The following is a 23,222-nucleotide window of genomic DNA, read 5'->3' as shown; positions in this document are numbered from 1 at the left end:
AAGTGCAGCGTGTGGGGGTCCCACAGTCGCACCACCTCGTCGTCGCCGGCGGTAACGAGCAGCGTGGTGCCGTCCGGTCGGGTCCAGGTCCCCACTGCGCTCACCCACCTGGTGTGGCCGTGGAGTTGGGTGTGGGGGGCTCCTCGCCAGATCGCGCCGTCAGCATGTGGAGCGTCGGGGGGGAACCGGGCGGCGCAGGCGGCGGCTAGGGCGGTGCTGCGATACTTCACCGCCCACACATGCAACCAGCGCAGCTGCTCGTCGCGGGCCAGGGCGTTGATGCTACCCATCAGTTCTCGTGCGGCGATTGCACGGCGGGCTTGCAGGTCGGTGACCGTGTTCCTCGTCCGCAGCAGCGACGGCAGTGGGGTCCACAGGAGGAAACCGGGATCCAAACCCAGCCGATCAAGCTCCCCGGCAGCAGCGGCATGGTAGGTCAAATGTGCCAGGGCATAGCTGCTGGCGTCGTCCCATCGTCGGAGGTCCGCCTGGTCTGGAGCGGGGGTGATGCAGGCCAGGATTCTCGCGTGGGCTTGCCGGGTCGCGTGGGCGCAGCGTGCCGACTGTTGGACCACTGTGTGGTCCTCGTGGCCGGTCTCCCGCCCGGTCAGGAAGTCCCGCAGGCTCTGGTGCCGCAGCCGGTACCAACCAGTCGGATCAGCCGCCTCTCGGTCCTCTCTCGTGTGGGCGAGGAACGGCCGCAACGGGCCGTCGAGGACATCCTGCACCGGACCCAGGGGCAAATTCCCGGACCACAGGGCGAGCGTGGTACTCGTCACCGGTTCGGTGACCGCGGCCAGGGTGCCCAGAAGCGGCAGCACAACGCCGTCCCACCGATCCGGGTTCAGCTCCCGAATCCGCCGCAAGTTCTGGCTGTAGTATCCGGCCAACCCCGCTGGTAGCGCGTCGAGACGGTCAGCACGCAGATCACCGTCGCGAACCTGATCCATCACCAGCAGCGCATAGATCCACACCCCACCAGCAGCGGCCAGTAACCCCCGCGTGAACGCCTCCGGAGTGACCTGGGTGGCAGCGAGCTGGCCTGTCAGCGCCCGGTCGCTGCGCGCACGGAAAGTGACATGTTCACGCAGATCGTCGAGGTTCGCCTGCCCTGTGACATCGATCCGCTCCACCCTCGCCCCAAGTGGCAAGGGATGCCCCGGACGGGTAGTGGCCACCACCACCACTCCCGGCGGCAGAGTCCGGGGCAGCCCGAACGCGACCTCACCCGCCGACGGCGTGGGCGCTTCGTCCAACCCGTCGATCAGGATCACCAGAGGCGAAACCTCACCACGCGCACGCCGCTGCGCCTGAATCGTCATCAGCCGCTGAGCGAACCAGGCGGGGTCGGTGTAGTTACCCGGCAGCCCACCCGACCTGTCCGGAGAGTCGGCAGGCGTATGCACATAGGTGATCTGAGCGGCGAGGTTCGCCCGCGCAGCCTCCGGGCTGGTCGACTGACGCGAAAAATGCGCCGGCCAACGCCGCGTCGGCGAAAACGCCAGATACGTCGCCAACGCACTCTTGCCCAGCCCGGCCTCCGCCTCCACCAACACGTAACCACCAACCGGACGGGCAGCGACCTGCGCGATCCGCACGTCGATCTTCTCCACCAGCCACCCACGCCCCGTGAACCCGCCCACCGGCTCATCATCGACCGTCAGGCCAAGCTCCAGCGGAATCAGCGACGGGTCAAGAACCACATCCGCCAAACCCGTCGCATTGCCTGCCAGGATCGTGCCCGCGACCGTCCCGTGATTCACCCCGACCGTTGGCCCGGAACCCCCACCCTGCACCGAACCAATCACTTTGGCACCCGACGACCGAATCCCACGATCACACACCTCCCCGGTCGGCACTGCCGCCACGAGCCTCGCCATAGTTGACACCGATCGTTGGTCCGGACCCACCACCCAACACCTTGTCGATCCTGTTGTCACCGCTGTGAACAACACCAGACCCAGCGCCGCCGGCAGCGCCACGATAGGTCAACCACGCCGATAACCCAGACCCCACCACCACCAACACCACGAACCCCACCCAAAACCACAACCCCTCACCGAGGTTGTTGCCCACCACGCCGGCCACGGCACCAACGGCGAACGCAGTACCCGACCCGGCCGCCAACTTCCCCGCACCAGCCACAACGCCCGCCCTCATGTCTTCTCCCACCAACCAGCATGCTCAACGAAAGCTACGGAATCCCTAAAGGACACGAGTGCGACCACCAACACGCGGCCGAGCATGAGCCGGCGGGCCACACGGTGATGTCATGGGAGGCCAAACGAGGCCACCGCCGACCATGGCCGACAAGGCAAAAACGCGATGCCCTGAACCGATCTTGTGCGATTCCCAAGCTGACAGTCGACCCGTGCCCGCGTGCCCTTGCGTGCCCGTTGGGATGAGAGACGACGGTTAACGGCGGTCAGCACCTGGACGTGGCCGCCAGCGTTGGGAGGCAGGTCGAGCCAGGTCGCTGCCGTGCGACACCCCGCCGTGTCCACACTTGCTAAACCGCCTGGCGTCCTCCTTACCGGAGTCCGTACTGCGCTGCTAGCCACGGCCTTTCCGACAGCAGCGTCGCCAGCTTGCTTTCCGGCCAGAGGTCGATGAACGGCATCTTGCCGCCCTCGTTGTGCTTCTCCGTCCAAGCCACGGCGTCAGGTGTGAAGTGCCCCGTCGTCGCGACGATGAGACCGCGAATCACGGGAGGCTCCCACAATGCGAGCCTAGTAAGAGCACCGCTGATCTCTTCTGGTGGCACCGACCTCGACAGCCAGTGCTTCGCCTGCACCATCACTCGCTCGGTCCGCACGCTGCCTGACCCGTCGGTGATCACACGTTCGGCCGAGACATCGCGACCGCGGTCTGCGGCGTTCTCCTTCATGAGGAGCTGGACATTTTGGTAGCCAGGCAGATTCCGCAGCAGGTCATACATCAGGCGTTCGAAGTCTCCTGACTTGACCTGCTCCCAGTTCAGGGCTGTCGACGCTGATCCCGCCGGTTGCTGGGCAGCGGCCAAGCCGAGATCGACTTCGGGCACGGGTAGTGGTTCTACTTCGGAGAACATCGCGGCTTCGATGTCTGGCTTGACGCTCGGCCAGTCGACAGTGTGGATATCGTGCCAGTCATGAGGCTGGCTGAAGTGCAGGTGGCGATGTAAGTCGTTCCACCGACCTTGGCGAGCCGCCGTGTCGCCCATAAGCCGTTCGAGCTCTGCGATGCTGGCTTCCACTTCGGACACCCCGGCGTGGCTCAGTGGTTGACCACCGGGGGCGTCTTCGCTGTCGGCCACGATCTGCGGCAGCAAGCTGTCGACCTTCGTGATCAGCTCTTCGATTCGCTCGCGAACAGCTCGCCGCCGTGCCCGGTTTAGCCGGTGGCGGTACTCCGCGAGAGCCCGCCCAGGCGCTTCCTTGGCATCCTCTAACGGCAGCGGTGGTTCACCAATTTCCAGATAGTCGATGTACGATTGGCCGATGCTGTCCATGCTGGGTAGCGATTCGGTGATGGTCCAGCCATTGATCTTTGGAAGGCCCGGCAATAGGTCGTTCCACGCTCGGGTCAGGTCGTCGTACTCGTTGGTTGACCCTGCGGACGGTCCCGCTGGCAGCAGGGGGTAAGCGCGGTCCCAGATCGCCTCCAAGCGTTCGAGGTTGGCTGAAGTCCGGTCCATCACGTTGAGTAACTCATCCAGGCTCAACCCGTTCGGCTTTGCTGGTGGCGTGGTCATGAGCGGTTCCTCCGGGGCTGCGCAAGGCGATGCGGTTACCTTAACGCTGCCCTGAGACACCCAGCGCCAGCCGAGCGAGCCGGGGAAGGCCGGCGCTCGAGATAGCCGAGGTCGTCATCAAGCGGAGGCACGGCGAGGTATGGGTCTTCTTGAACACCGCGAGCCCCGGCCGTCGCCAGTCCTCATCCAGTCCTCACGAGGTTAGCCGTCAACGGCTGTCGTTGAGAGATGCCAAGAGGAGTATCCGCAGGCTGGAAAGTACGTAGGCAGGATGGGGTGGACAACTTGATCACGTAAAGCGTAGATCATCTGGCCGGCCACCTTGCCGGCGGCGAGCGCCCCCGGGGACCGGTGGGTAGGTGCGTTGATCGCCTAACGCAGGCAGAATGGCGGACGTGACGAGCCCTGATCCTGACGCGGAGTGGTGGACGACCTCGGACGTCGCCGCCTACCTCGGGGTGCGGGTCGGCACGGTGGCGACGTACCGCAAGCGGGGGCAGATGCCTGCGCCCGATCTGACCCTCGGACGGACGCACGTGTGGCGGCCGGCGCACATTGTCAGCTGGCATGAGGCGCGACCGCGGCCCGGTGTCGGCGGCAGGTCGCGGGCGGAGGTTCAATCGCCCCAGGGTGACGACGTTGAACGCTAGGCGCTGGGTGCGGCCTTGACTGCCCGCAACTCGTCCGCGAAGTCCTGCGTCTCCGGCGCGTTCGGGTACTGCTTCGTCAGCACCGTTGACAGATCCATGGCCACCATGGCGAGCGATGGCAACGAACGCCGGTTCCCGCCGAGCGCTTGGCGGCCGAGCTCGACGGCGCGATCCAAGTCGCCCGCCCGTGCGGCCACCACCCCGAGGGTGATCCGCGCTTCCGCCACTCTCATCGGCTTGCGCACGACGCCGCTGCTGTCCGTGGATGAGCGAATCACCTCATCCGCGTAGACCTCGGCAAGCCCGTTCTCGCCGACGATCCGGTAGCAGTCCATCGCGTAGAAGTCGAACTTGGCGGGGTCGACAACGAAGTGGTGATCCAGGTTTTCCGGGTACGGCAGCCCTTCAAGAATGCGGCGGCCGTGGTCTAGAGCAAGCTCAACTTGACGCCGGTCCCCCATCCGCGCCCACGCCTTCGCACGCTGTGCAGCCAGTTGGACTGCCACGCTCTGATGCGGCGCGGCTGCCTCGCCGGCTTCGGCGGCGGCAACTACGCCACGGAAATCACCTGCGGTCAGCGCATACCAGGCGCGCATCTCCTGCGCCCAACCGACGACGTTCACGTCCCCGGACTCCTGTCCGAGCTGCAACGCTGCCCGACGGGTCGCCTCAGCTTCCGTCCGCCGGCCCATGTCGTACTCGACGCAACCCACCAGGAGCGCGACGGTTCCCGCCAAGGTGAGCAGCTCCCGGTGCTGGGCGAGCGTCAGCCGAGCGTCGAGCAGTGCCGTCATGCGCCGCAGCCACGCGTGTCCCTCGACGCGCAAGTCCGCCGAGTCGGCGTAGGGATATTCGCTGCACAGCCGGTCGGCGGTGATCCGCAGCCCTTCGAGGGTCGCTTGGGATACGTCAGATGCGCGCATCCGCGTCACGATTTCGAGGGTGTCCAGGCCGGCGCCAGCCATCAGAGTCTTGTCGACGTCATCGCGGCCACGTCGTGGGAAGAACGCGGCGGTGACGGTGCCGAACGTGGCCGCGATGAGGGTCTTGTAGAAGTCGTCCGGCTCCACGTCGCCGGCTTCCCAGCGCTTCCAGTTGCGGAGCAGGCTGCCGTTCGACGGCAGCTCGGATGAAGCGTGGGCTCTGAGGGCTTCGATCGCCTCAGCTTGTGACCACCCTCGGGCAGCCCGCTCGTTCCTGATGCGCCGAGCCCACAGAGGCCGGCCGTCGCCCGCGCTTCCCGTGTCTCCCATGAACCCAGTATGGCCCGACTACCGGGGTGACAGGGAAGGGGACAGCGGCCTGACCCCGCAGTGACACCTGTCGTTCTACGAGTACCTGAGTGATCGTCATATCTACAAGTTCCGCTGCCGGAAATCGCCGACTGAGGGGGCTGGCGATCAAGGGCGCGGTGTCGTAGCGTCCCAATTACTAACTCGGTTAGTAATTGCGCCACGGAGGGGAGTTGAAGCATGGCCAGACGAATGTTCGGTGAGCGCCCGGTGGGCGCGGTGACGCTGGTGGAGACGCCGGTGTCGCGGTCGTACGCGCAGAAGGCTCGGGTGGCGTTCCTCGTCGTGGCGGCGTCCGTCGCCCTGGTGGTGGCTGCCACCGCGTCGGTGACGTTGCCGCTGGTGCTCGCGGTGGTGGTCGGGCTGTTGTCCGGCGTGGTGTGCGGCCTGGTGGTCGCGTGCCTGGTCCGGGTGTGGCCGGCGCTGCGGGTGCTGTGGTGGTGGGCGTTCGAGATCGTCGCGGCGATCACGCTCTTCGTCGGCATGGCGTACCTGTCCCGGGCGACGCATCCGGCGGTGCCGCTGGTGCTCCTGGCCGTGGTGCTGGGTGTGCTTTTCGGCGTCGGTCGGCTTCGTCGGCGGGTGTCGGCGTGGGTGTGGTGCGTGGTGGTGCGGCACCGGCTGCGGTTGTGCTTCGCGGAGTTCATCCGGTCCGCGTCGCGGCTGCATCCGGGTCGGTTGCCGCTGATCCTGTGGGCGCGGCCGACGCCGGCCGGGGAGCGGGTGTGGGTGTGGTTGCGGCCGGGCCTGGACCTGACGGACCTGGACGGCAAGGCGGACAAGCTCGCGGTGGCCTGCTGGGCGGGCGAGGCGCGGATGGTCCGCGCATCGGCTCGGCATGCCGCCCTGGTGCGGGTCGACATCACCCGCCGCGACCCGCTGACCGGCCTGGTGGCCTCACCGCTGTCGGCCCTGGTGACGTGGATGCGCGACGAAGACGCCCCAGTGTCGCCTGCTATGCCGCCGCTGGGCCTGGACCTGCTCGACGTGCCGGAGCCGGCACCGGAGCAGCGCAACCCGCGCCGCTGACCTCGAAAACTCGCACACGTTGTCCGACGTGTGTGCGGTGGCCAGCACTTGCTGGCTCACCTCGGAGAACCGATCCAAGGAGGATCTGTAATGGCGAACGACACGACCGTGACGGTGGTCGGCAACCTGACCGCCGACCCGGAGCTGCGGTTCACCCCGGCCGGGGTGGCGCTGGTGAAGTTCACCGTGGCGTCCACGCCTCGGGTGTTCGACCGCAACTCGGGTGAGTACCGCGACGGTGACCCGCTGTTCCTGACCTGCACCGCGTGGCGGGACCTGGCCGAGCACATCGCCGAATCGCTCGCCAAGGGCACCCGCGTGGTGGTAGCCGGGCGGCTGCGGCTGTCGCGGTGGGAGAACGAGGAGGGCGAGAAGCGCTCCGCGTACGGCTTGGACGTGGACGAGGTCGGCCCGTCGCTGCGGTTCGCCACCGCGACGGTGAAGAAGATGGCCCGCACCCGCAACGGGGACGGGTTCACTCCGGAGACGCCGGCGGATGACCCGTGGTCGACCGCCGCCCCGGCGTCGGCGGCCTGAGCGGAGGTCGTTGATGTCGACGCTGACCGTTCCCGCCGTACCGGGTGGCACGCCCGCCGACCCGACCGTGTCGATCTTCGACCCGGTGCATGTCGGGGTGGACGAGTTCGGCCACCCGGTGCGGGTCCCGCTGATCTACCGGAACCTGCTGATCGGTGGCGAGCCGGGCGGCGGCAAGTCGACCCTGCTGAACCTGATCGTGGCTCACGCCGCCCTGTCGCTGGACTGCCGGCTGTGCCTGCTCGACGGCAAGCAGGTCGAGTTGGGGCAGTGGAAGAGCTGCGCCGACGTGTTCGTCGGCCCGGACATCACGCATGCCCTGGCCACGTTGCGGCGGATGCAGATCGTGATGGACAACCGGTACGCCTACCTGGAAGTTGAGGGCCGCCGGAAGACCCAACGCGATGACGTGTTCAGCGCGATCCTGGTCGCCGTCGATGAGATCGCCTACTTCTCGGCCACCGTCGGGGACAAGAAGACCCGGGAGGACTTCGCGGGTCTGCTGCGGGACCTGGTGGCTCGGGGCCGGGCGGTCGGCATCATCATCGTCGCGGCGACGCAACGTCCCTCGTCCGACATCATCCCCACCAGCCTGCGGGACCTGTTCGCCTGGCGGTGCGCCTTCCGGTGCACCACCAACGTGTCCTCCGACATCGTGTTGGGACACGGGTGGGCCGACCGCGGCTGGTCGTCCAACACGATCAGCCCGACCAACCCCGGCGTGGGCCTGCTCATCGCCGAGGGCGGCACCCCGCAACTGATCAAAGCCGCATACCTGGATGACGCGGCCTGCGCCCGGATCGCCGCCTACGCCGCCCGGATGCGCGACCGCAGCAAGGAGCGTGCGGCATGAGTATCCGTATCCGACCCCGGCCGGCCACGTCGCCGACCTGGCCTGCCACCGACGACCACCTGTTGCACCCGGACTGGTGCGCCCGAGGGCACGCCTGTGGCCTGGGCGAGCATCGGGCACAGCCGGTGACCCTCCGGGTTCCCGGTCACGGTGTGGTGGTCCTGACCCGGGTGCTGGCCGCCGACGGCAGCCAGCACGCCGAGATCCGCACCCGCATCAGCCTCGCGGCCGGCGACACCAACGCCCGGGCGCACCTGATGCGGATCGTCACCGAGTTCGACGCGGCCCTGCGGCGGATGGTCCGCCCCCAGCGCCGAACCCCATAGAAACGGGCCGGCAGCACCGGGATTCGCCCTGAGAAAGCACCCCGACGCCGCCGACCCGCCCCATCAACAGCCCGGAAGGAGCTGCCGCCATGCACGCTACCCAAAACACGGTCGCCGAGCAGGTGACCACCCCGGCCCGCACGCTGCGGGACGCCGCCCTGTACCTGTCCCGCCACGGCTGGACGCAGGGCGCCTACTACGACGCCACGTCGGGGTCGTTCACGCCCCCGGCCTGCCTGGTCGGTGCGGTCGGCATGGTCTGCTACGGCGGACCTGTCGACGCCCCGGCGCTCAACTACGCCGACCCCGGCTACCCGGACTTCGCGTTCGCGCTCGATGTGGTCGAGGCGCAGATCGGTTACACCGATCCTGGCCCCGAGCAGTGCGACGCGTACGGCTTCAACGACGCCCCCGGCCGTACCGCCGATCAGGTGATCGCGCTCCTGCGGGCGGCGGCGGACGAGTGGGACCGCACCAACGGCGGTGCGGCATGAACAAGAACACCGTCAAGCCCGGCTTGACGCGCACTCGCTCCAAGCGCGCCAAGCGGTCGGTGGAGACCACCGAGTTCGACGCGTTCGTGCGGCGCATCCTGCGGGCGTACGCCCGTCGGGTCGCGGCCGGCGACATCGAGGCGCTGCGGTCACTCGCGGTGCTGTCCACCGAGGTGGACGCCGTGACCCGGCTCGCCGTCACTGGTCTGCGCCAGCCTCCGTACCGCTACTCCTGGTCCGAGATCGCCGACCGGCTGGGCGTGTCCCGGCAGGCGGTGCAGATGCGCTACGGCGACCGCGCCGACCGCGTCGCCCTGGACGAGCGGCTCATCCGCGCCGGCCTCGGCGTCACGTTGGCGACCCTCGCGCAGGTGTTCGCCGATCACCACCCCGGTAGCCCGGCCGCTTCGGTGTGCCCGGGCTGCGGCTTCCGCTACCCCGACGGGGTGACGGACTGCCCGACCAACGCCACGGTCCGCCCGCTGCTGTACCGGCGGCGCGGCGAGGACAAGCAGGCGCTCAACGTGCTGACGCCTGACCAGCTCGCCGACCTGCACAACCTCAAGACCGCCCGGAGCAACCGGACGGCCACCCGCAGGGCGGCCCAACCCACGCCGCTGCCTCCCACCGAGGAACCGGCCCTGTTCGGCCTCACTGACGGGAGGGCCACGGCGTGACCACCAACCCGAATCCGACCACAACCCGGCCGGTGGCCGGTGAGCCCCGGTTGGCGTCGATCGCCTCGTGGGCGGTGCTGGCCGCATCGTTCGGCCTGTCCGCCTCCACCTGGATCGCGCTGGCCGAACTCGCCGGCTTCACCGCCCGCATCACGATCCCCGGCACCTCGGTCAGCCTCGCCCTGGCGTGGCTGATGCCCATCGCGGTCGACGGCTACGTGGTCGTCGCCCTGGTGCTGTGGATGGCTCCCGTGCCCGCACGGGTCGCCGCGTTCGCCAAGAAGAACACCTACGGTGCGGCCGGCATCGGCATCGCTGCCCAGTCGGCGTACCACCTGCTCCAGACCAACGCCAACACCGATGAGACCTGGCGCGTGGCCATGGCCGCGATCGTCGGCGCACTGCCGCCGGCCGTCGCCGGCCTGGCCGTGCACATGCGCGCCCTGATCCGCCGGGAAAGCGGCCGAACCCTGACCGCCGCCACCGGCACCGCACCGGCGTCCCCGGCACCCGCCGAGACGCCGACCTCAACCGTCACCCTTCCCGCCGTCCCGGCACCGACGCCGGTCCGGCCCGAGCTGCCCATCGTTCCCCCCATCGAACCCGCCGAGCCGGCACCGACGCCGGCCCGGCCCGAGGTCCCGACCCCGGCCCAGGTCGCCACCCGGATCACCGCACCGCGACCGGCCCCTACCCCGGAGCCGTCGACGGCCGTGCCCGATGCGACTGCCCGACCCGCCCGTCCCCGACCGAGCAAGCCCAACACCACCTCGGCTCCGACGTTGGCACCGTCCACCACCGACACTCCTGTCACCGCGTCTGACGCTGCCCAACTTCCGCTGCCGATCGTGGCCCCGGACCTGCTCGCCCGAGCGACCCGCGTCGCGAAGCAGTACCGCACCGAGCACGGCACGCCGATCACCCCGGGCCAACTGGCCGTCCGGCTCAAGGTGACCTCGGATGAGGCCACGCAAGCCCTCGCGGTCCTGGACCTCGACCCCCACACCAGCAACCGACCCGTCCGACCCGCCAACGGACGCCCCGTGAAGGCGATCCGTTGACCGTCTCGACGCTGACCGTCGTACCCGAAGCTTCTGCTTCGGGTACGGCCCCGTGCGCCGAGCCGACCGCCCCACCCTGGTACGCCACCTCCACCGACATCCGGCTCCAGGCCGCCGCCCGGCTCACCCAACCCGACCTCGCCGAATGGCTGCGCCACGTCCGCCCGGCCGCCGGCTGCACCCGCCCGATCCGCCTGGTCGGCACCATGGCCACCGTCGAGGCCGCCACCGGCCGCCTCCTGTCCGAGCGGTCGACGGCCGATATGCCCGACGGCGTCATCTACAAGCCGTGCGGCAACCGCCGCGCCGCCGTCTGCCCGACCTGCTCCAAGCTCTACCAACGCGACGCCTACCAGGTGGTCCGCGCCGGCCTCGTCGGCGGCAAAGGCGTACCGGAGCAGGTGGCCCACCACCCGGCGGTGTTCCCCACCTTCACCGCCCCGAGCTTCGGTGAGGTCCACACCCGGTACGTCAAGCGGCACACCTGCACCCGCCGCACCTCCTGCGACTGCCGGCCCGAACCCTGCCACCCCCGCCGGGAGTCGACCATGTGCCCGCACGGTGTGCGGCTGGTCTGCTTCGCCCGCCACGAGGACACCGACGCCCGGTTGGGCACGCCGCTGTGCCTGGACTGCTACGACCACGACGCGCAAGCGGTCTGGAACCTCTCGGCCGGGGAGCTGTGGCGGCGCACCACCATCGCCATCAACCGCTACATGCACCGCCTGGCCACCGCACGCGGCATCCCCGACATCCCCGTGACCTCGCCGCGTACCGGTAAGACCCGGTGGGTGTCCCCGGTGCGGCTGTCGTTCGGTAAGGCCGCCGAGATGCAACGACGCGGCGTGGTGCACTTCCACGCCATCATCCGTCTTGACGGCCGCGACCCCGACGACCCGGACGCCATCGTGCCGGCCCCGCCGCAGCTCGACGCGGCCGACCTGGTGGCCGCCGTCGACCACGCCGCCGCGACCGTCGGCTTCACCACCGCTGACCATCCCGCCCACCCCGGCGGCTGGCCGATCGCTTGGGGCACTCAGGTGTTGACCAAGGTGATCACCGTGGCTGGTCGGGGTGAGGTGACCGACGCCCAGGTGGCCGCGTACCTGGCCAAGTACGCGACCAAGTCGACCGAGGTGACCGGTCATGCCTCCAACCGGCTCACCGGCGACACCATCGACATCTACGCCGACCCGGCCGGCAGCCACACCGAACGCCTGGTTGACGCGTGCTGGATGCTCGGCACGCCCCGGGATTGGCGGCGGCTGCGCCGCTGGGCGCACATGCTCGGCTTCGGCGGCCACTTCCTCACCAAGTCCCGCCGCTACTCGATCACCTTCGCCCTGCTGCGCAACCAACGCGTTGTGTTCCGCCGTGCCCAGAGCAGCGGGCCGCAGGACGCCGCGGCCGGCACCGAGCCGACGACGCTCGTGGTCAACTTCCTGCAATTCGTGGGCGCCGGCTGGCACACCACCGCTGACGCGCTGCTCGCCAACGCGTCCGCCGCGATGGCCCGAGAGCACCAGGAAGCCGCCCGCGAGTACCTACAGACCCTCGTCGCCTGACGCACGATCCAGCGTCAAGCCCACCTTGACAGCAGAACCGACAACATTGGGGATCCGATGAGTATCGATGTACCGGCAGCACCGGGCACGCTGCTGACCACTGAGGAGCTTGCCCGACTCGTGAAGGTCGACCCGTCCACCGTCCGGCGGTGGCGCACCGCCAACCCTGTCCAGGGGCCGGCGTTCATCCGGTTGTCCGCCCGGGTGGTCAAGTACGACCCGGAGGATGTGCGGGCGTGGTTGGAGCGGCACCGCACCGACCCTGAGGAACCGGCTCGGTGACCACTCCCCTGCTGCCGATCGGCGTCGCCGTCTCCACGGACGTCGAGCACCGTCCCGGCCGGCCGAACCCGTACCGTGCCCGGGTCCGGTGGGTTGACCCGGCGTCGGGCCGACGCCGCTCCAAGTCGCAGGCGTTCGGTGATGCCGAGCAGGCGCAGGCTTGGCTCGTCACCATGCAGCGCGCGGCGAGGGGCGGCGTCGACCCCGACGCGGCCTCGATGCGGCTGGCGCAGTACGGCGAGAGCGTGATGCGCCTGGCGCTACGCGGCCTGGAGGGTAAGACGCTCGATCCGTACCTGGCGGGGTGGCGCAGGCGGGTCGTGCCGACGCTCGGCCACCTGCCCGTACGGATGATCACGAACGGTGCGGTGGACCGGGCCGCGCACGGCTGGATCTCCGAGGGCTGCGGGCGGTCGACGGTGAAGAACAGCCTTGCCGTCCTGGTGCGGGTCCTGGAGCAGGCGGTGCGTGACGGTCTGATCGACCGCAACCCGGCGCGGCTGACCGGGTGGCAGCGGGAGTATCAGCGAGCCGAGGACGAGTTGGACAACCCGCGTTCCCTGGCGCTGCCGGACTGGACCGCGCTCGCCACCCTGGCGGCGGCGTTGGTCGAGCGCTCGCACGGCCGCTACCCCGGTTGGGGTGAGGTGGTGATGTTCGCGGCCGGCACGGCGGCCCGGATCGGCGAGGTGTCGGGCGTGCGCAAGGGCGACATCGATCGCGACACGTGGCTGTGGACGGTGCGCCGGCAGACCACCACCGGCCCCGGCGGCCTGGTCGACAAGGGCACCAAGGGCAAGCGGGCACGGCAGGTGCCCATCATCGAGGAGCTGCGGCCGATGGTGGCCGCGAAGCTCGACCGGATCACCGAGGACGACGGCCGGCTCTTCGTCGGTCCTCGCGGCGGCCGAATCAGCACGGCGGTGCTGCGCGACGCGACGCACTGGGATGAGGTCGTCGGCTCGCTGGGCTTCGAGTACCTGCGGCGGCACGACCTGCGGCACACCGGCCTGACCTGGATGGCGGATGCCGGCGTGCCGGTGCACGTCCTACGGAAGATCGCCGGCCACGGCTCGCTGATGACGACTCAGCGGTATCTGCATCCGGATCGGCAGTCGATCCGCGCCGCCGGTGAGGCGCTGTCTTCGCATCTCACCGGCCTGAGGTCCCCAAATGGTCCCCATCGGGGCATCGCATGATCGCGAGAAATGCCCCTCTACCTGCGTCGGGACGGCCGGATTCGAACCGACGACCCCTTGACCCCCAGTCAAGTGCGCTACCAAGCTGCGCCACGTCCCGATGCCCCCGCGCGGTCTCCCCCGCGGCAGCCGGTACAGCTTAGCGCAGGATCTTCGCACCACGCGCACAGGCCCCTCCCGCGTCGCGGCGTCCCACGCCACCTCCCCTAGAGCGTCCTAGGAAAGTGGATGCCGGGGGAGAGCGGCGCTCCCCCCCGGCATCCAAGAAGAACAGGGTCAGCCGTGCGCCTTGCCGCGGCCGCCGGGGCCGAGCTTCTTGCGCGGGCGTACCGAGATCTCCACCGGGCTGCCCTCGAAGCCGAACTCCTCGCGCAGCTTGCGCTCGACGAAGCGCTGGTACCCGGCGTCCAGCGGCGCGGTGGTGAAGAGCACGAAGCGCGGCGGCGCGACCCCCGCCTGGGTGGCGAAGAGGATCTTCGGCGCCCGACCACCGCGCACCGGGTGCGGGGTGGCCTGGACCAGCGCGGTCAGCCACTGGTTGAGCTGCGCGGTCGGCACCCGGGTCTCCCAGCTCGCCAGCGCCTTGCGCAGCGCCGGCGCGAGCTTGTCCACCGCGCGGCCGGTCTGGGCGGACAGGTTCAGCCGGATCGCCCAGGGGATGCGGCGCAGCTCCCGGTCGATCTCCTTGTCCAGGTAGTACCGGCGGTCGGCGTCGACCAGGTCCCACTTGTTGAAGGCGATGACCAGGGCCCGCCCGGCCTCCGTGACCATGGACAGGATCCGCTGGTCCTGCTCGCTGATCGGCTCGCTGGCGTCGAGCAGCACCACCGCGACCTCGGCCGCCTCGATGGCTGAGGCGGTCCGCAGGCTGGCGTAGTACTCGGTGCCGCTGGCCTTGCCGACCCGCTTGCGCAGGCCCGCGGTGTCCACCAGCTGCCAGGTCTCGCCGCCGATCTCCACGAGGCTGTCGACCGGGTCGACGGTGGTACCGGCGACCGCGTCGACCACCGCCCGCTCCTCGCCGGAGAACCGGTTGAGCAGGCTGGACTTGCCGACGTTGGGACGGCCGACGAGCGCCACGCGGCGCGGGCCGCGGGGCCGGTTCTCGATGATCTTCGGTGCCTCGGGCAGGGCCTCCATGATGGCGTCGAGCAGCTCGCCGGAACCCCGACCGTGCAGCGCGGAGACCGGGTACGGCTCACCGAGGCCGAGCGACCAGAGGGAGGTCGCCTCCATCTCGATGGCGGTGTTGTCGGTCTTGTTCGCCACCAGGATGACCGGCTTCGCGCTGCGCCGCAGCATCTTCACCGCGGCCTCGTCCACATCGGTCGAGCCGACCATCGCGTCGACCACGAAGAGCACCACGTCGGCGGTGGCCACGGCCGTCTCGGCCTGCGCGGCGATCGCCGCGGCCCGGTCCTTGGCGTCCGGCTCCCAACCGCCGGTGTCCACCACGGTGAACGCCCGGCCGCTCCACTGCGCGTCGTAGGGCACCCGGTCCCGGGTGACCCCGGGAACGTCCTCGACGACCGCCTGGCGGCGGCCGATGATCCGGTTGACCAGCGTCGACTTACCGACGTTGGGGCGGCCGACCACGGCCACCACCGGCTGCGGGCCGGACGGCTCCTCGACGTCGAGGTCCGGCTCCCGCAGCTCCACCCAGCCGCCGTTGTCCTCGCTCATGCCACCCCCCGTTCGGTGAGGAGGTCGCGCAGTCGGGCGACGACCTCGTCGATGCCCAGCTCCGTGGTGTCCAGCACCACCGCGTCCGGGGACTGCTGCAGGGGGTTGACCTTGCGGGTCGAGTCGAGCTTGTCCCGGCGGGCCAGGTCGGCGGCGGTCGCCGCGACGTCGACCGCGTCCTCGGCGCTGCGCCGCTGGGCGCGGGCCGCCTCGGAGGCGGTCAGGTAGACCTTCAGGTCGGCGTCGGGGGCCACCACGGTACCGATGTCGCGGCCCTCGACCACGATCCGGCCGGCGTTGGTGATCATCTGGCGCTGCCGGGCGACGAGCAGTTCCCGCACCGCCGGCACGGCGGCCACGGCGGAGACCGCAGCGGTCACCTCGGGGCCACGGATCTCCTTGTCGACGTTCACGCCGTCGGCGGTGACGCCGTACCCCTGGGGGTCGGTGCCGATGCGCAGGTCGACCTCGCCGGCGACCTTGGCCACCGACTCGACGTCGGTCAGGTCGACCCCGGAGCGCAGCACGGCCCAGGTGATCGCCCGGTACATGGCCCCCGTGTCGAGGTAGCGGGCACCGAGGCCGGCGGCGAGCCGCCGCGAGACGGTGGACTTACCCGAACCGGACGGCCCGTCCACAGCGACCACGCAGCGCACGGCCCGTACGTTTTCCTCCACCGTTGTCCTCCTATAGCCCGTACCTCGCGGGTCGCCGGTGTTTCCGGCGCCGTTGAGCGGTTGTTCATCGTCAATCATGCCCGCGCCTCGCGGGTGGCCGCGCGCGCCACCGTCGGGGGCGACCCGCGCCACCCGCCGGCCCATCGGCCGCGACGAAGCCTACCGGCACCGATACCCGGTTCGCCGGGTCAGTCACCCACGGCCTTGAACAGGGCGGCGACCTCGGCGTTGGTCAACCGCCGGATCCGCCCGGTACGCAGGTCACCCAGCCGGATCGGCCCGATCGCGGTACGCACCAGCCGGGACACCGGGTGCCCCACCTCGGCCAGCAACCGCCGGACGATGTGCTTGCGCCCCTCGTGCAGGCTCAGCTCCACCTGGGCGGTCTTGCCCAGGGTGTCCACCACCTTGAACGAGTCGACCTTGACCGGCCCGTCCTCCAGCTCCACCCCGGCCATCAGCCGCTTGCCCAGGTTGCGCGGGATCGGCCCGGCCACCTCGGCGAGGTAGGTCTTGAGCACCTCGTACGACGGGTGCATGAGCTTGTGGGCGAGGGTGCCGTCGTTGGTGAGCAGCAGCAGCCCCTCGCTGTCCGCGTCGAGCCGCCCGACGTGGTAGACCCGCTGCTCCACCCGGTTGCCGATGAATTCGGCGAGCTCGTTGCGTCCCTTCTCGTCCGCCATGGTGGTTACCACCCCGCGCGGCTTGTTCATCGCCACGTAGACCAGGCGGTTGTCGGCCTGGAGGCGCTCGCCGTCGACGTGGATCACGGCGGTGGCGGGGTCGACCTTGTCGCCGAGCTGGGCGACCCGGCCGTTCACGGTCACCCGACGCCGGAAGATCAGGTCTTCGCAGGCGCGTCGGGAGCCCACGCCGGCGGCGGCGAGCACCTTCTGCAGGCGCTCGGTCCCCTCGTACACGGGGGCGTCGGTCTTCGGGGCACGGTCATCGCGTCGCATCGGCAAGCTCTTCTACGTCGTCGGGGAGGAACGGGGCGAGCGGGGGCAGGTCGTCCACCGAGTTCAGCCCCAGCTTCTCCAGGAACATCGTGGTGGTCCGGTAGAGGAACGCCCCGCTGTCCGGTTCGGTGCCGCACTCCTCGACCAGCCCGCGGGAGACCAGCGTACGGATGACCCCGTCGCAGTTCACACCCCGGATGGCCGAGATCCGCGAACGGGTGACCGGCTGCTTGTAGGCGATCACCGCGAGCGTCTCCAGCGCGGCCTGGGTCAGCCGTACCGACTGCCCGTCAAGTACGAACCGTTCCACGTAGGTCGCGTATTCCGGGCGGGTGTAGAGACGCCAGCCACCGGCCGCCCGGCGCAGCTCGAAACCGTGCCCGGCGGCGGTGTAGCCGGCGGCGATCTCGTCCAGCATCGGCCCGACCCGCTCGGCGGGCTGCTCCAGCACCTGGGCCAGGGTCAACTCGCTGACCGGCTCGTCCACCACCAGCAGGATGGCCTCCAGCGCGCCGCGCAGCTCCGCGTCGTCCAACACCGGCGTCGGCTCCGGCGCGGGCGTCGCCCGCCGCCGGGGCGCCGGCTGTTTCCCGGGTACGCGGGCAGCCGCGCCCTCCCCGGGCAGGTCCTCGGCCGACCCGGCGGCGTCCGGGTCGGCAACGGGCGGCGCGGCGCGGTCAGCGCCCGCGCCGGCCGGCTCGGCGCCGGTCCCGCCGGCGTCGCTTCCTCCGATGTCGGCTCCACCGGCGCTGGTGGAGTCAGCGTCAGTCTCGCCGGCGTCGGTCCCACGGACGTTGGCCGCACCGGCGTCGGTCCCACCGGCGTCGGTCGGTTCCGTCGGCCCGCCGTGACCGGTTACCGCAGGCCCGGCGGGCGGCACCGGTGCGGGGTCGCCATCGGCGAGATCTTGGACAGTTTCCGTTTCTGGCGAACGGTAAGTGTCCAAGATCTCGGGCCCCGGCCGCTCAGCGGGCGCCGAGGCGGGGGCGACAGCGGCAGCGGCAGCGGCAGCGGAGTTGGCAGCGTCGACGATGACGGCGTCGGCGTCGGCGTCGGTGGCAGCGCCGGCGTCGGTGGCAGCACCGGCGTCGGTGGCAGCACCGGCGTCGGTGGCAGCACCGGCGTCGGTGGCAGCGTCGGCGGCCTCGGCGTCTACGTCTGCGGCGGCCGGGGCGGCGCCGTCGGTGGGTTCGTTGGGCGGGGTGGGGCGCTGCCACGGTGGAATCCATGCGGCGGCCTGGTCGGCCAGCGAGCTCCGGCGTTCCTCGTCACTGGTCACCCTGTTCCTCCTGCGTCGACTCCTCGGCTGCGCCCCGGGTGCGGCGGCATGATCCACTCCAGGTCCGCGATATGGCGGTGTCCGGCCCGCCCCGACACCGCCACAACGCCGGAACGGAGTCGATCACGGCGACGTCGACCGGTCACGACGGCGGCTCGCCGGACGACGAGCCTGCGGACGGGCCGGCGCCGCCCACGTCCGGGGACGACGAGCCGGCGGCCGGCCGGCCGCCGGCCGGGCTCGTGGCCGACGGGTCGGCGACTGCGGGGTCGGCGACGACCGGCTCGGCGACGACCGGCTCGGCCGGGGAGCCGGCGTACTCGTCGATGTGCAGTTCGGTGTCGCCGTCGGCGGGGCCGGTCCAGCGCACCGTCAGCTCCTCAAGCGCCTGGTCCTGCACGAAGGAGACCAGCCCCTCCCGGTACAGCTCCAGCAGCGCCAGGAAGCGGGCCACCACCTCCAGGGTGATCTCGCAGTCGGCGCAGAGCAGCGAGAAGGTGGCGGTGCCGGCGCGGCGCAGCCGCTCGGTGAGGATCGCCGCGTGCTCCCGGACGCTGACCCGCACCATGTGCACGTGCGCGATGGAGACCTCGGGCGTGGGCTTCGGGGTCATCGCCCGGATCGCGAGCTTGAGCAGCCGCTCCGGGCCGATGCCGAGGACCAGGTCGGGCAGCGCCTCGGCGTACCGGGGCTCCAGGGTGACCGCCCGCGGATAGCGCCGACCGCCCACCGCCTCCAGCTCGGCGATGTGCGCCGCCGCCTCCTTGTACGCCTTGTACTGCAGCAGCCGGGCGAAGAGCAGGTCCCGCGCCTCCAGCAGGGCCAGGTCCTCCTCGTCCTCGACCTCGGCGGCGGGCAGCAGCCGGGCCGCCTTCAGGTCGAGCAGGGTGGCCGCGATGAGCAGGAACTCGCTCGCCTCGTCCAGGTCCCACTGGTCGCCCATCGCCCGGATGTACGCGATGAACTCGTCGGTGACCTTGTGCAGGGCCACCTCGGTGACGTCGAGCTTGTGCTTGCCGATGAGTTGCAGCAGCAGGTCGAACGGGCCGGTGAAGTTCGCCAGCCGGACGGTGAAGCCGGCGCTCTCCGCGGCCTGCGGCACGCCGGCGGGGTCCGTGGCCACCTCGGCAACGGCCTCGGCGGCCAGCACGGGGGGCTGCTCCGGGGTCGTCGGCGGGTCCAGGGGTGGCGCGGTCACCGGACGACCGTAGTCCACGCCCCGGGTCCACCGGCGGCAAGGTGCACCCCGACCTACCGGTCGGCCTGGGCGGCGATCACCTCACGGGCCAGCTGCCGGTAGTTGCGCGCCCCCGAGGAGGCCGGGTCGAGGGTGGTGATCGGCGCACCGGCCACCGTGGACTCCGGGAACTTCACCGTCTTGGTGATGACCGTCTGGTAGACCTTGTCGCCGAACGCCTCGACCACCCGCTGGAGCACCTGCCGGCAGTGGGTGGTGCGGCTGTCGTACATGGTGGCCAGGATGCCTTCGAGCTCCAGGTCGAAGTTGAGCCGCTCGCGCACCTTGTCGATGGTGTCGAGCAGCAGCGCCACCCCGCGCAGGCTGAAGAACTCGCACTCCAGCGGGATGAGCACGCCGTGCGCCACGGTGAGCGCGTTGATCGCCAGCAGGCCCAGCGAGGGCTGGCAGTCGATCAGGATGTAGTCGTACTCCTTGCGGACGGTCCGCAGCACCCGGGCCAGGGCCATCTCCCGGGCGACCTCGTTGACCAGCTGGATCTCCGCGGCGGAGAGGTCGATGTTGGCGGGCAGCAGGTGCAGCCCGGCGACGTCGGTCTTGATCAGGACGTCCTCGGCGGTGACGTCGTCCTGCATGAGCAGGTTGTAGACCGACAGGTCGAGGTTGTGCGGGTTGACCCCGAGGCCGACCGAGAGCGCGCCCTGCGGGTCGAAGTCGACCAGCAGCACCTTGCGGCCGTACTCGGCGAGCGCGGCGCCCAGGTTGATGGTCGTCGTGGTCTTCCCGACGCCGCCCTTCTGGTTGGCCATCGCGATGATCCGCGCCGGCCCGTGCCGGTCGGTCGGCATCGGCTCGGGGATCGGCTTGCGCATCGTGTAGGCGGCCGGGTCCGCCGGACCCAGGTCCGCGCCGAGCGACGCCTGCTGCTCGCGGAGCTCCGACGTCCAGGCGTCGGCACGGTCACCGTTGCCAGCCATGTCCTCGTTGCCCCCTCCCGACGACCACCCGGCGTCGGAGCCGTCCGACGTCCTGCGCGGCGCCGCTGCGCACCCCGGATGTCGCCCCAGGAGGTCCGCGCCGATGCCGACTGTACGCCACTCACCAGCAGCGCGTTCGGTACCGGTCCGGCGTGTCGGACGTCCCGCCCGACCGACCCGTGAGGCCCGGGTCAGCCGCGGGCGCGGGGATGCGCGGTCGCGTACACCTCACGCAGCCGCTCCACAGTGACCAACGTGTACACCTGGGTGGTGGTCACCGAGGCGTGGCCGAGCAGTTCCTGCACCACCCGCACGTCGGCGCCGCCGTCGAGCAGGTGGGTGGCGTACGAGTGGCGCAGGGTGTGCGGGGACACCGCGCTGGGCCCGTCCACCGGCAGCCCGGCGCGCTCGGCCGCGCGGCGCAGGATCGTCCAGGCGCCCTGTCGGGTCAGCCCGCCGCCGCGGGCGTTGACGAAGACCGCCGGGGTGCCCCGCCCGGCCGCGACCAGCGCGGGCCGGGCCCGCACCAGCCAGGCGCGCAGCGCCTCGACGGCGTACCCGCCGATCGGGACCAGGCGGGTGCGCCCGCCCTTGCCGCGCAGCAGCGCGGTGCCCTCGTCGACGTCGAGGTCGTCGACGGCCGCGCCGACCGCCTCGGAGATCCGCGCGCCGGTGCCGTAGAGGAACTCCAGCAGCGCCCGGTCGCGCAGCGCGAGAGCGGCGCCGTCGCCGGCGGCGGTCACCGCGCCGGCGGTCTCCAGCAGCCGGACCACGTCGTCGACCGGCAGCGCCCGGGGCAGCCGGCGGGGCGGCGTGGGCGGCCGGACGTCCCGGCTGGGGTCGGCGCCGGCCAGCCCCTCCCGCAGCGCGAAGCGATGCAGCCCGCGCACGGCGGAGGCCGCCCGGGCCGCCGAGGAGACCGCCAGCGGCGGGTGGCCGTCGTCCCCGGCCCGCAGCCGGGCCAGGTGCGCCTCGACCTGCCCCGGTCCGACGGCGGCCAGGTCGGTCACCCCGGCGACCGCGAGGGTGTCGAGGTACCGCTCCAGGTCCCGACGGTACGACGCGAGCGTGTTCGCCGACAGGCCACGCTCGACGGTCAGGTGGTCGAGGTAGCCGCGGACGGCACGGCGCAGGGCCGGCGCGGGCGTGACGCCCGCGCCGGCGGTGTCCGGTGCAGCGGTCAGGCCAGCACCTCGGCCAGCGGCAGGGTCGGCATGCCGTGCGCATCGGCGACCGGGCCGTAGACGACCTGGCCGTCGTGGGTGTTCAGGCCCAGCGCCAGCGCCGGGTCGCGGCGCAGCGCCTCGCGCCAGCCCTGGTTGGCCAGCTCCAGCGCGTACGGCAGGGTGACGTTGGTCAGCGCGTAGGTGCTGGTGTTCGGCACCGCGCCGGGCATGTTCGCCACGCAGTAGAAGATCGACTCGTGCACCTTGTAGACCGGGTCGGCGTGCGTGGTGGGACGCGAGTCCTCGAAACAGCCGCCCTGGTCGATGGCGATGTCGACGAGCACGCTGCCCGGCTTCATCCGGGAGACCAGCTCGTTGGAGATCAGCTTCGGGGCCTTCGCGCCCGGGACGAGGACCGCGCCGATGACCAGGTCCGCGTCGACCACGGCCCGCTCGATCTCGTACGCGTTGGAGGCGACGGTCTGCAGGTGGCCCCGGTAGATGGCGTCGGCCTGGCGCAGCCGGGCGACGTTCTTGTCCAGCAGCAGCACCTCGGACTGCAGGCCCAGGGCGATCGCCGCGGCGTTCAGGCCGGAGACACCGGCGCCGATGACCACGGTCTTGGCCGCGTACACGCCGGAGACGCCGCCGGGGAGCACGCCCCGGCCACCGCCGGTGCGCATCATGTAGAAGGCGCCCACCTGCGGGGCGAGCCGGCCGGCCACCTCGGACATCGGGGCGAGCAGCGGCAGCGACCGGTCGGGCATCTCGACGGTCTCGTACGCGATGCCGGTGACCTTCCGGTCGACCAGCGCGTCGGTGCACTCCTTGGAGGCGGCCAGGTGCAGGTAGGTGAAGAGCACCTGCCCCTCGTGCATGCGGTGGTACTCCTCCGCGATCGGCTCCTTGACCTTGAGCACCAGCTCCGCGGTGTCCCACACCTCGTCGGCGGTGCCCAGGATCTTGGCGCCGGCCGCGGCGAACTCGTCGTCGCTGATGGTCGACCCGACACCGGCGCCGGACTCGACGAAGACCTCGTGACCGTGGCGGGTGAACTCGTTGACGCCCGCCGGCGTGATCGCCACGCGGTACTCGTGGTTCTTGACCTCGCGTGGGATTCCGACCTTCACGATGCAGACACCTCTCTTCGGGGCAGCTCACCCCCGACTGCTCGGCCCCGCGCCGGCCCCATTGCCGGCGCGGTCGACCGGTCCCGCCGGCGGCAGTCTAGGCGCGGGAGCACCCTCCGGGGCCCAGCACAGTGACATCCGGTGCCCGATCCGCCTGACGATGTGTCAGGCGTGCGGGCCCGCTCCCCGCTCGGCGTTCGCCCTCATCGTCGCACCGCGCGACGGCTACCGCCGGGCGGAACCCGCAGGCGACACGCCGGGTGTCCACCCCGCCGCGCTCGGTGCCCGCCGGTCCGCGCCCCGGCGCCCGGCACACCGGCCACCCCCGGACCGGACGCCGACGATCCGAGGGGCCGACCGAGGGCCACCACCGCCCCGCGGTGCGGCGGGGGTGGGGGGGGGGTGGGGGGGGGCCTGCCGGCCGCGCGCACACCCACCGCCCCGCGCCGCGGGAC

21 protein-coding genes and 1 tRNA gene are annotated in these 23,222 nt (G+C 71.0%); 10 read left to right on the top strand and 12 right to left on the bottom strand.

All coding sequences use genetic code 11. The features are described 5' to 3' along the window. From M2302_RS31885 to M2302_RS31875, 3 genes are all read right to left on the bottom strand, one after another. The coding region (locus M2302_RS31885; RefSeq protein WP_280841502.1) for a hypothetical protein at positions 1-1,808 on the bottom strand (1,808 nt) is incomplete at its 3' end. A gap of 722 nt (positions 1,809-2,530) precedes the next feature. Beyond that, positions 2,531-3,733, bottom strand: coding sequence for a restriction endonuclease (locus M2302_RS31880; RefSeq protein WP_280841501.1), 1,203 nt, complete (start codon positions 3,731-3,733; stop codon positions 2,531-2,533). A gap of 646 nt (positions 3,734-4,379) precedes the next feature. Continuing rightward, positions 4,380-5,636 (bottom strand): XRE family transcriptional regulator, encoded by a 1,257-nt coding sequence (locus M2302_RS31875; protein ID WP_280841500.1) that lies wholly within the window; start codon positions 5,634-5,636, stop codon positions 4,380-4,382. Between the two features lie 219 nt (positions 5,637-5,855). Between M2302_RS31875 and M2302_RS31870 the strand changes: the two genes are divergently transcribed. From M2302_RS31870 to M2302_RS31825, 10 genes are all read left to right on the top strand, one after another. Next, positions 5,856-6,704: a hypothetical protein gene (locus M2302_RS31870; protein ID WP_280841499.1), complete on the top strand. Its 849-nt coding sequence runs from the start codon at positions 5,856-5,858 to the stop codon at positions 6,702-6,704. A 72-nt stretch (positions 6,705-6,776) separates the two neighbouring features. After that, on the top strand, positions 6,777-7,241 hold the full coding sequence (locus M2302_RS31865) for a single-stranded DNA-binding protein (RefSeq protein WP_280841507.1): 465 nt from the start codon (positions 6,777-6,779) through the stop codon (positions 7,239-7,241). Between the two features lie 13 nt (positions 7,242-7,254). Continuing rightward, positions 7,255-8,094: an FtsK/SpoIIIE domain-containing protein gene (locus M2302_RS31860; RefSeq protein ID WP_280841498.1), complete on the top strand. Its 840-nt coding sequence runs from the start codon at positions 7,255-7,257 to the stop codon at positions 8,092-8,094. Then, positions 8,091-8,420, top strand: coding sequence for a hypothetical protein (locus M2302_RS31855; protein ID WP_280841497.1), 330 nt, complete (start codon positions 8,091-8,093; stop codon positions 8,418-8,420). The genes M2302_RS31860 and M2302_RS31855 overlap by 4 nt, the downstream gene beginning before the upstream one ends. A gap of 89 nt (positions 8,421-8,509) precedes the next feature. Then, positions 8,510-8,914 carry a hypothetical protein gene (locus M2302_RS31850; protein WP_280841496.1) on the top strand — a complete coding sequence of 135 codons (405 nt, stop codon included), beginning with the start codon at positions 8,510-8,512 and terminating at the stop codon, positions 8,912-8,914. Then, entirely contained in the window at positions 8,911-9,591 is a 681-nt protein-coding gene (locus tag M2302_RS33230; RefSeq protein ID WP_348529484.1) for a hypothetical protein, read from the top strand. The genes M2302_RS31850 and M2302_RS33230 overlap by 4 nt, the downstream gene beginning before the upstream one ends. After that, positions 9,588-10,652: a hypothetical protein gene (locus M2302_RS31840; RefSeq protein ID WP_280841495.1), complete on the top strand. Its 1,065-nt coding sequence runs from the start codon at positions 9,588-9,590 to the stop codon at positions 10,650-10,652. Before M2302_RS33230 ends, M2302_RS31840 begins: the two co-directional genes overlap by 4 nt. Before the next feature lie 98 nt (positions 10,653-10,750). Further along, entirely contained in the window at positions 10,751-12,217 is a 1,467-nt protein-coding gene (locus M2302_RS31835; RefSeq protein WP_280841506.1) for a replication initiator, read from the top strand. A 57-nt stretch (positions 12,218-12,274) separates the two neighbouring features. After that, positions 12,275-12,499: a helix-turn-helix domain-containing protein gene (locus M2302_RS31830; protein WP_280841494.1), complete on the top strand. Its 225-nt coding sequence runs from the start codon at positions 12,275-12,277 to the stop codon at positions 12,497-12,499. Positions 12,500-12,672: 173 nt separating this feature from the next. After that, a complete protein-coding gene (locus M2302_RS31825) occupies positions 12,673-13,698 on the top strand; it encodes a site-specific integrase (RefSeq protein ID WP_280841505.1) in 1,026 nt (341 codons plus the stop codon). A gap of 26 nt (positions 13,699-13,724) precedes the next feature. Here the strand turns inward: M2302_RS31825 and M2302_RS31820 are convergent. From M2302_RS31820 to ald, 9 genes are all read right to left on the bottom strand, one after another. Then, positions 13,725-13,798 (bottom strand) — tRNA-Pro (locus M2302_RS31820). Between the two features lie 176 nt (positions 13,799-13,974). Beyond that, positions 13,975-15,381 carry a ribosome biogenesis GTPase Der gene (gene der / locus M2302_RS31815; protein WP_280841493.1) on the bottom strand — a complete coding sequence of 469 codons (1,407 nt, stop codon included), beginning with the start codon at positions 15,379-15,381 and terminating at the stop codon, positions 13,975-13,977. Beyond that, a complete protein-coding gene (gene cmk / locus M2302_RS31810) occupies positions 15,378-16,058 on the bottom strand; it encodes a (d)CMP kinase (RefSeq protein WP_280841492.1) in 681 nt (226 codons plus the stop codon). Before cmk ends, der begins: the two co-directional genes overlap by 4 nt. A gap of 188 nt (positions 16,059-16,246) precedes the next feature. Beyond that, positions 16,247-17,017: a pseudouridine synthase gene (locus M2302_RS31805; protein ID WP_280841491.1), complete on the bottom strand. Its 771-nt coding sequence runs from the start codon at positions 17,015-17,017 to the stop codon at positions 16,247-16,249. Beyond that, positions 17,004-18,050 carry an SMC-Scp complex subunit ScpB gene (gene scpB / locus M2302_RS31800; protein WP_280841504.1) on the bottom strand — a complete coding sequence of 349 codons (1,047 nt, stop codon included), beginning with the start codon at positions 18,048-18,050 and terminating at the stop codon, positions 17,004-17,006. The genes M2302_RS31805 and scpB overlap by 14 nt, the downstream gene beginning before the upstream one ends. 388 nt (positions 18,051-18,438) lie before the next feature. Continuing rightward, a complete protein-coding gene (locus tag M2302_RS31795) occupies positions 18,439-19,512 on the bottom strand; it encodes a ScpA family protein (protein ID WP_280841490.1) in 1,074 nt (357 codons plus the stop codon). A 35-nt stretch (positions 19,513-19,547) separates the two neighbouring features. Beyond that, complete coding sequence (locus tag M2302_RS31790) at positions 19,548-20,471, bottom strand: AAA family ATPase (protein WP_154937924.1); 924 nt, start codon at positions 20,469-20,471, stop codon at positions 19,548-19,550. A gap of 191 nt (positions 20,472-20,662) precedes the next feature. Continuing rightward, on the bottom strand, positions 20,663-21,655 hold the full coding sequence (locus M2302_RS31785; protein ID WP_280841503.1) for a site-specific tyrosine recombinase XerD: 993 nt from the start codon (positions 21,653-21,655) through the stop codon (positions 20,663-20,665). Further along, complete coding sequence (ald, locus tag M2302_RS31780; RefSeq protein ID WP_280841489.1) at positions 21,652-22,767, bottom strand: alanine dehydrogenase; 1,116 nt, start codon at positions 22,765-22,767, stop codon at positions 21,652-21,654. The genes M2302_RS31785 and ald overlap by 4 nt, the downstream gene beginning before the upstream one ends. Positions 22,768-23,222 lie beyond the last annotated feature (455 nt).

This window comes from Micromonospora sp. A200 (genome assembly GCF_029893845.1).
In the GTDB taxonomy this organism is placed as follows: domain Bacteria; phylum Actinomycetota; class Actinomycetes; order Mycobacteriales; family Micromonosporaceae; genus Micromonospora; species Micromonospora purpureochromogenes.
The sequence above is the reverse complement of the archived record's forward strand: the minus strand, read 5'-3'. Positions and strand labels throughout refer to the sequence as shown.

Bases quoted from the DNA above. Each gene is read 5' to 3' on its own strand.
- M2302_RS31880 (WP_280841501.1), bottom strand. From the start codon at position 3,733: ATGACCACGCCACCAGCAAAGCCGAACGGGTTGAGCCTGGATGAGTTA.
- M2302_RS31875 (WP_280841500.1), bottom strand. From the start codon at position 5,636: ATGGGAGACACGGGAAGCGCGGGCGACGGCCGGCCTCTGTGGGCTCGG.
- M2302_RS31870 (WP_280841499.1), top strand. From the start codon at position 5,856: ATGGCCAGACGAATGTTCGGTGAGCGCCCGGTGGGCGCGGTGACGCTG.
- M2302_RS31860 (WP_280841498.1), top strand. From the start codon at position 7,255: ATGTCGACGCTGACCGTTCCCGCCGTACCGGGTGGCACGCCCGCCGAC.
- M2302_RS31855 (WP_280841497.1), top strand. From the start codon at position 8,091: ATGAGTATCCGTATCCGACCCCGGCCGGCCACGTCGCCGACCTGGCCT.
- M2302_RS31850 (WP_280841496.1), top strand. From the start codon at position 8,510: ATGCACGCTACCCAAAACACGGTCGCCGAGCAGGTGACCACCCCGGCC.
- M2302_RS33230 (WP_348529484.1), top strand. From the start codon at position 8,911: ATGAACAAGAACACCGTCAAGCCCGGCTTGACGCGCACTCGCTCCAAG.
- M2302_RS31830 (WP_280841494.1), top strand. From the start codon at position 12,275: ATGAGTATCGATGTACCGGCAGCACCGGGCACGCTGCTGACCACTGAG.
- M2302_RS31825 (WP_280841505.1), top strand. From the start codon at position 12,673: ATGCAGCGCGCGGCGAGGGGCGGCGTCGACCCCGACGCGGCCTCGATG.
- der (WP_280841493.1), bottom strand. From the start codon at position 15,381: ATGAGCGAGGACAACGGCGGCTGGGTGGAGCTGCGGGAGCCGGACCTC.
- M2302_RS31805 (WP_280841491.1), bottom strand. From the start codon at position 17,017: ATGCGACGCGATGACCGTGCCCCGAAGACCGACGCCCCCGTGTACGAG.
- M2302_RS31790 (WP_154937924.1), bottom strand. From the start codon at position 20,471: ATGGCTGGCAACGGTGACCGTGCCGACGCCTGGACGTCGGAGCTCCGC.